This window comes from Pseudoalteromonas sp. SR45-5 (assembly GCF_014163565.1).
GTDB lineage: Bacteria > Pseudomonadota > Gammaproteobacteria > Enterobacterales > Alteromonadaceae > Pseudoalteromonas > Pseudoalteromonas distincta.
In genome coordinates this window covers 1-5,655 of sequence record NZ_JACJDN010000238.1, presented here as the reverse complement: position 1 = coordinate 5,655, position 5,655 = coordinate 1, and the positions used below count along the sequence as shown (strand labels likewise).

7 protein-coding genes are annotated in these 5,655 nt (G+C 37.5%); 3 read left to right on the top strand and 4 right to left on the bottom strand.

Annotated elements, in window-relative coordinates; all coding sequences use genetic code 11:
- The coding region (locus H5072_RS10485; RefSeq protein ID WP_182693492.1) for a YceI family protein at positions 1–443 on the top strand (443 nt) is incomplete at its 5' end.
- A gap of 84 nt (positions 444–527) precedes the next feature.
- On the opposite strand, the gene H5072_RS10480 is transcribed toward H5072_RS10485, so the two are convergent.
- Both H5072_RS10480 and H5072_RS10475 read right to left on the bottom strand, forming a co-directional pair.
- Positions 528–1,370 (bottom strand): transporter substrate-binding domain-containing protein, encoded by an 843-nt coding sequence (locus H5072_RS10480; RefSeq protein WP_154903278.1) that lies wholly within the window; start codon positions 1,368–1,370, stop codon positions 528–530.
- A gap of 139 nt (positions 1,371–1,509) precedes the next feature.
- Entirely contained in the window at positions 1,510–1,653 is a 144-nt protein-coding gene (locus H5072_RS10475) for a hypothetical protein (RefSeq protein WP_167381322.1), read from the bottom strand.
- Between the two features lie 395 nt (positions 1,654–2,048).
- On the opposite strand from H5072_RS10475, the gene H5072_RS10470 reads away from it, so the two are divergent.
- Positions 2,049–2,600 (top strand): hypothetical protein, encoded by a 552-nt coding sequence (locus H5072_RS10470; protein WP_182672246.1) that lies wholly within the window; start codon positions 2,049–2,051, stop codon positions 2,598–2,600.
- Here H5072_RS10470 and H5072_RS10465 read toward each other — a convergent pair.
- The gene (locus H5072_RS10465) at positions 2,597–3,400 is read right to left on the bottom strand and encodes a hypothetical protein (RefSeq protein ID WP_039490175.1); all 804 of its coding nucleotides are present in this window, start codon (positions 3,398–3,400) and stop codon (positions 2,597–2,599) included. The two genes, H5072_RS10470 and H5072_RS10465, sit on opposite strands and share 4 nt — an antisense overlap.
- Positions 3,401–3,588: 188 nt before the next feature.
- Here H5072_RS10465 and icd point away from each other — a divergent pair, with 188 nt between their 5' ends.
- Positions 3,589–4,857, top strand: a complete 1,269-nt coding sequence (icd, locus tag H5072_RS10460) for an NADP-dependent isocitrate dehydrogenase (protein ID WP_138488944.1) — start codon at positions 3,589–3,591, stop codon at positions 4,855–4,857.
- 12 nt (positions 4,858–4,869) lie between these two features.
- Here the strand turns inward: icd and H5072_RS10455 are convergent, their stop codons facing one another.
- Entirely contained in the window at positions 4,870–5,301 is a 432-nt protein-coding gene (locus H5072_RS10455) for a hypothetical protein (protein WP_002961558.1), read from the bottom strand.
- Positions 5,302–5,655: the final 354 nt, after the last annotated feature.

Here is a 5,655-nt window from a genome sequence, read left to right as displayed (position 1 = left end):
GCTGGTTATATGGTCGTTTTAATACTTTTGACGGCACATTTAGTTACGATGCTAAAAATCCTGATGCATCAAAAATTATGGTAAATATTGACACCACAAGCCTTGATTCTAACCATGCAGAGCGTGATAAGCACCTACATGGTAAAGATTTTTTAAATGTGGATAAATACCCAAAAGCGACATTTAAAAGCACCAGCATTAAATTTGATGAAGATGGTGAAGAGGCCGACGTAACCGGCGAATTTACGCTGCATGGCGTAACTAAAACTATTACCTTTGAAATAGATAAAGTGGGTGAAGGTAAAGATCCGTGGGGTGGATACCGCGTAGGTTTTGAAGGCGAAACCAGCCTTAAACTTACAGATTATGGTATTGATTACAACTTAGGGCCTGCATCTACTCATGTTGATATTATTTTATCAATAGAAGGCGTTCGTAAGTAATACAGTTATTGAATATAAAAACGCCACTTACTGTGGCGTTTTTTTTGCTTAACAGAAACTCAAATTAAGCGACTTTGAATTTGTTTATTTTGTGCTATTAATACGTGACTTTAATAGAGGCCTTAAATCCTCTGGCAACCAGCGCATAAGTAAATCGTTATAAGCCTGCGTTTTTTTAATAACTTTAAGCTGCTCATTAAGAATAGCGATGTCTTTTGCGCCTTGCTCGTTTTTAGTACAACCAATAAAGCCATAACTGAGCGCTGGAGATTCGGTTAATGGACGCTGCGTTAAGTTTTCTTCAAAGTGCATTGATTTAGCTAAATAGTAATGCTCGCTTGGGTAACCCAGCAAAATATCAATTCGTTTTAGGTTAAGCATATATGTAAGGCTCGCTAGGCTATCGCGTGTGGGTCTAATTACTAAATCAATGTTGGGTGTACTGTTTATTAAAGTATCTATCTCTTGGCCGTAAGAGCGGCTCATAGAAACTCCAAGAGTTAGTTTTTTATCTTGTATTAAATTGAGTAGTGATACTTCTTTTGATTCTGCTATATTTAGCGCTTTGGCCAGCTTTTTATGCATTGCTATTGAAGGCGAGAGGCCTGTTGTTGAGCTTTCGTCTGTGAAATAAATATGCTCTTTTCTGTAATCATTTTTATAAAGCGATAACGCACAAACATTATTTGAAGTATTAGACAGCTCTTGAATTACTTTACCTGAGGGGATAAGCATGCGGTTAAAGGTAATATTAGGAAGTTGTTTTTCAAGTAAAGAAATTATGCTTTCGTCACGGCCTTGGTGTTGATATTGACCATTTAAAATATAATAGGGTGCAAAATCGTGCGCTAGCCAGTTTATGGTTCTAGCATTGCTTATTGAGCTCAGACAGAAAAAAAGTAAGAAAGTTAAAAATATACGGAGCATTACAACAGCTACCAGTAATTATTATTGTAAAACTATTGTAACCAATAAAGGGCTAAAAAGTAAAATGCCAGCAACAAGGCTGGCATAATATCTTATCAATAATTGCAATAATAGAATGGCAATTAAAGTTATATGTTGCTTAGTTAGCTTTTAGCCACTTAACAAACTGGCGTGCATCACTCGCTTTTTGAAATAATGCATTTTTTAAACCTTGTGTATCACTGAAGATTACACGATGTTTGTTTACTGAAATTGATTGCACTGGATGTGCTATTTGGATCATAGACCCGTTATATTTATAAGACATAATAAAACTCACTTTATTCTTGTTATTTATTCTGCGCTATATTTGTATAGCAAATTGCAGTCAATAAATTAACGATGTTGTGTTTAGCTTCATTACAGTGTTGACGATCTTTATGACACTTTTGCGATGATAGTAAAAAATCATCTCGGTATTATTCAAGGGGTTCTCGCCGTACAATAACTTAGCTTTCAAATATACGTTTTGCGGGGCTTACTGGATCAGGGTAAATGGTTAACCGCGGCGGTTTCTTTAAACCAGAGAGGGAAGGTAACTTATATATAAATTGTGTGCAAGCTATTTATTATAAAAATATTTATAATAAATCTTATCAACTGCTTACAAAGCCCATTTTTAGTTACCAAAGGATAAGTATGAATTACCTAATAGTGAGTGATATTTATGGTTTAACCCCTGCTTTAAGTAAGTTATCACAGGCAATTAGTTCAAATTTAGTGATTGTTGACCCATACAATAACAAGATTCAAGCTATTGAAAGTGAACAAGATAGTTATAATAATTTTATACAGCAGTGTGGCCATGACAAATACACGGACAAACTTCTAGAATGCTTTGAGAGTTTAAAAGTGCCGACCACATGTATTGCGTTTAGCGCAGGGGCAAGTGCAGCATGGCGGGCACAGTTATTAACAGGCAATACACACCTTAAAAAGTTAATTGGCTTTTATCCGTCGCAAATTCGTAATTATTTAGCGTTAGATGCAAATGTACCCTGTGAATTCATATTCCCAGCAAGTGAGAGTCACTTTAATGTCGATGAAGTTATTAAAGCTTTAAGCACCAAAGCGGGTGTTAAGTGCTATAAAACCAATTTTTTGCATGGTTTTATGAACGAGTACTCAACCAATTTTAATGCGCAAGGGCTGGTTGAATATAGTAGCTATATAAAACAGAGCAGCCGTTAAAGCGTGTTTAGCTGCTTTTTATTAATATCAGGAAAATCAGTACGGGTATTATATTTTGCATACAGCGTTGTAAAAATGCTGCTGCCGGATAACTTATCTAACTCTTTTATAAAGGTTTTAGCACTAGAACGAGCGGGTCTACAGCATGTTTGATACTGTTTTATTATACCCGCGACAGATAAACCTTGTTTTTGTAGCTTAAGGTCGGCCTGTGCAAAAAAAGCCGCACCCGTCCAATAAACACGTTGCTGGGCGCGTTGTTTCCACATATCGGCAGAGAGCTTATTAAGTGGCTGTGTTTTAGTTTTGGTTTGCAGGCGGGCACGATCAAATCCTGCATTTAAACGTTGTACAAACTGTGGCTGGGTGATTATACCGCTGTCACGCATTATTACGTTTTGCATATAACTGGCAAAACCCTCGCTTAGCCAAAAACCGGAGTAGGGAAGTAGCGGCAAATATAAATGCGAAAGTTCATGGTATAGCGTCCAATCTTTAGTGAATGCATTTAAACTGGCGTAGCGATCTATATGTAGTTCAATCCCATCGGGGTTATTGCGCTTAACTGTAGCCCAAGGTACAGGCTCAAAAGCAAAGTATTGCGGTTTTAAATAAATAGGCAAAGTGGTTTGCTTTAAAGGCCCCAGTGTATTTTGTGTTTTTTCAACACTTTGATTAACCCATGTAGACACCGTATTTTGAGCATTACTTGAGAGCGAGCTAAGGTTATGTATGACTACTTCAGCGGCTAATACGTTAAAAGAGCTGATTGATAGTAGCAGTACAAAAAAGTATTTCATTAAAATGCTCCACTGTAATTTAATAACTGGTACGCCAGGCTTAATATACAAGACCAACTAAATGGATAAATAATCACGCCTAATTCTTTATTTTTTAAAATGATAGTAACTATAAAAGTACAAATACAGACACCTCTAGCTAAGCATGGTTTAATCAATTAATCGTTATTTTAAGTTAGGTTTTAGCCATGACGTATCAGCATATTCAAGTTCCTGAGCACGGCCAAAATATCACTATTGATGCACAAGGACATTGGCAAATACCGTTAGAACCTATCATTGCTTTTATTGATGGCGATGGCGTGGGGCTGGATGTTATGCCGGTGATGCGCCACGTTGTTGATAGTGCAATTGAGCATTGTTATAAAAGTGCACGGAAAATTCATTGGATGCAAGTTTATAATGGCGAGCAGGCCGCAAAGCTGTATGACGGTGACTGGTTTCCACAAGAAACAATTAACGCGGTACGTGCCTGCAAAATTGCCATAAAAGGGCCGTTAACCACACCACTGGGTGGTGGCTTTAGATCGCTTAATGTTGCACTCAGGCAAGAAATGGATTTGTTTGTAAATATGCGAACTATAAAAGGCTTTAGCGCACTTCCTTCTCCTTTAAAAAATCCTTTTTTAACAAACATAACAGTGCTTCGTGATAGCAGCGAAGACGTGTACTCAGGTATTGAGTGGCAAGCAGGGAGTGTAGAAAGCGAAAAAATGCTCGATTTTTTATGTGAGGAAATGGGCGTAACCCGCTTAAGGTTTTCACAAGAATGCGGTATTGGTATTAAAAATATATCTAAAGAAGGCTCTGAGCGACTAATGCGCTTTGCCATTAACTATGCACTTAAAAACGATAGTGAATCATTAACGCTAGTGCATAAAGGCAATGTACTTAAATTTACCGATGGGGCATTTAAGCGTTGGGGGTATGCACTTGCGCAAAGCGAATTTAATGCCACTGCACATGAAAATGGGCGTTGGCTGCAAATAGAGCGAGTAAATCAAGCACCTCTAATTATTAAAGAAGTTATAGCCGACAACATGCTGCAGCAATGTTTAATGCACCCAGAGCAATTTGATGTAGTGGTGACGACTAATCAAAATGGTGACTTTTTAGCGGATATGCTGAGCGCACAAGTTGGCGGTGTTGGCATAATGCCTGCTGCAAATTTAAATAACGATGTCGCATTTTTTGAGCCTACACACGGCACGTTTGAACGTATAGCAGGGCAAAATAAAGCAAACCCCAGCAGTAGTATTTTAAGTGCGGTATTAATGCTTAAATTTATGGGATGGGACGAGGCCGCATTACTAATAGAAAATGCGTTAGAGCAAACATTTAAAAGCGGTGAAGTAACCTTTGATTTAGCGCAAGAGCAGAGCGATAACTCAAGTATTCATAACTCGACAACCTTAACTTGTACTGGCTTTGCAAAGAAGGTTATCGAGCACTTTTAAACACATTCATTATTAAGCTGCTGAGGCAGTTTTTACTCTGTGCATGCAAGGGCGGTTGGTTAACTGCGCTGCACGATGGTAAATCTCATGTGCTTGAGGTTCATCGCACTGCGTACCACTAAGCGTATCCATTAACGCAACAACAATAATGGCAGGAACCTGGCAGCAATATTCGTCTAAAACGGCTTCTGTCGTTTGTGCATCAACATGGCAAAGTGGGTGGTTTTTAAGTTGGTATGCGTTTAGCAATGTATCCACTTCTAATACATCATTTGGTTGGTGCTTTGTTTTACGGCATTTACAACCAAACTCATCAACTAAAGTAGCTAATGCTTGGTAAGTTTCAGTGGTGTTAGTTTTTGCGCATAACTGCTCTTCAATAAACTGATGTAAGTTAGCATCAATAAATAACCCGTCTTGTTGTGTGAAGCTTGATGTTGTCATAATTATTACTCTTAGTTTGTTGGCTTAACTTCACTCTAGCGCTAAGTGTATTATTAATGAAATTGTTGTTTTCAATAACTGACATTGATTTCATCAATAGTAAGTTTTAAAACTAAATAAAAAAATAGAAAACATACCTAAATTATACTAATTAATTTGGTGCAGAGCGGTAAAAACGTGCACAAAACTGGAACAAGGGGATTAGTTGATGAGTTAAGGTGGATGCTTAGTTAATTGTTTTTATTGAATTTTAATTGTTTTATGAAGTTGGTACTAAGCTTGCTAATCATACACTGTAGGTAGACTCCTATATCGACGATTTCCAAAAGCGCCATGGTATTTTCCCAAAGTTGA

What these genes read in the sequence shown, in the direction of transcription:
- H5072_RS10480 (WP_154903278.1), bottom strand. Translation starts at nt 1,370, where the DNA reads ATGCTCCGTATATTTTTAACTTTCTTACTTTTTTTCTGTCTGAGCTCA.
- H5072_RS10475 (WP_167381322.1), bottom strand. Translation starts at nt 1,653, where the DNA reads ATGATCCAAATAGCACATCCAGTGCAATCAATTTCAGTAAACAAACAT.
- H5072_RS10470 (WP_182672246.1), top strand. Translation starts at nt 2,049, where the DNA reads ATGAATTACCTAATAGTGAGTGATATTTATGGTTTAACCCCTGCTTTA.
- H5072_RS10465 (WP_039490175.1), bottom strand. Translation starts at nt 3,400, where the DNA reads ATGAAATACTTTTTTGTACTGCTACTATCAATCAGCTCTTTTAACGTA.
- icd (WP_138488944.1), top strand. Translation starts at nt 3,589, where the DNA reads ATGACGTATCAGCATATTCAAGTTCCTGAGCACGGCCAAAATATCACT.
- H5072_RS10455 (WP_002961558.1), bottom strand. Translation starts at nt 5,301, where the DNA reads ATGACAACATCAAGCTTCACACAACAAGACGGGTTATTTATTGATGCT.